This is a genomic window from Oleiphilus sp. HI0043 (assembly GCF_001634935.1).
This window is the reverse complement of the sequence record NZ_LWEY01001741.1, coordinates 1-727: the sequence shown is the minus strand read 5'-3', so window position 1 is coordinate 727 and position 727 is coordinate 1. Positions and strand designations below refer to the sequence as shown.

Below are 727 nucleotides of genomic sequence, written 5' to 3'. Positions count from 1 at the left end.
TGCGATGCCTCGTAATACCAATGTACATGGTGACATTTACGCTGGCTGGTTAATGGAACAGATGGATTTGGCCGCAGCGACCGCAGCGAGCCAGATATCTAAAGGCCGCTCAGCGACTGTTGCGATTGAAAGAGTAGAGTTTTTATCGCCAGTTTCTATCGGTGACCAAGTAAGTTGCTATACCGAGCTAATGGATACCGGGCGTAGTTCGATGAAAATTCGAGTAGAGGTTTTCGGAACCGATACACGAGGTAGTCAAACCCGTAAGATTACCGAAGCTGTTTTTATCTATGTGGCCATTGATGAAATGGGCGGTATCAGGGCGCTACCAAATAGCGATTAGGCGCTTGAAAGCCTAGTCCAATACAGTAAAGAAGCGATCTGCTGTTTCTTTACTGAATGTGCGTAGCTCTTTATCTTCGAATTCGACTGAAAAAGCATTTCCTGACTCTTCTTTTACCCAACCTAAGCCAAGTACTACATGCTTAACCGTATTTGCGAACCATATTGCACTGCTCGTTGAAGTATTTTCTGAAGCCATATCACTAGCGACCAAGGTGCACCGTAACTCTTCTGCATATTGCCTCGTAATACGACTTGGTTTGCCTAATGCGACTTCTATTTGCTTACTATCCAGAGCACTTCCCAACGCTGTGCTTTGCGGGATATTAAGCTCATGCTGGAAACGTGAAATTTGAGCTTTGCTGTTCGAAACATCTTCAGGAAT

Annotated in this window: 2 protein-coding genes; one reads left to right on the top strand and one right to left on the bottom strand. The window is 44.8% G+C overall.

The genetic code is table 11. The features are described from left to right. Positions 1-343: acyl-CoA thioesterase (locus A3729_RS26565; RefSeq protein ID WP_068634461.1), on the top strand; the 343-nt coding region annotated here is incomplete at its 5' end. 12 nt (positions 344-355) lie between these two features. Here A3729_RS26565 and A3729_RS33535 read toward each other — a convergent pair. Next, positions 356-727, bottom strand: a 372-nt coding sequence (locus tag A3729_RS33535) for a hypothetical protein (RefSeq protein ID WP_197476129.1), incomplete at its 5' end; no start/stop codon positions are given.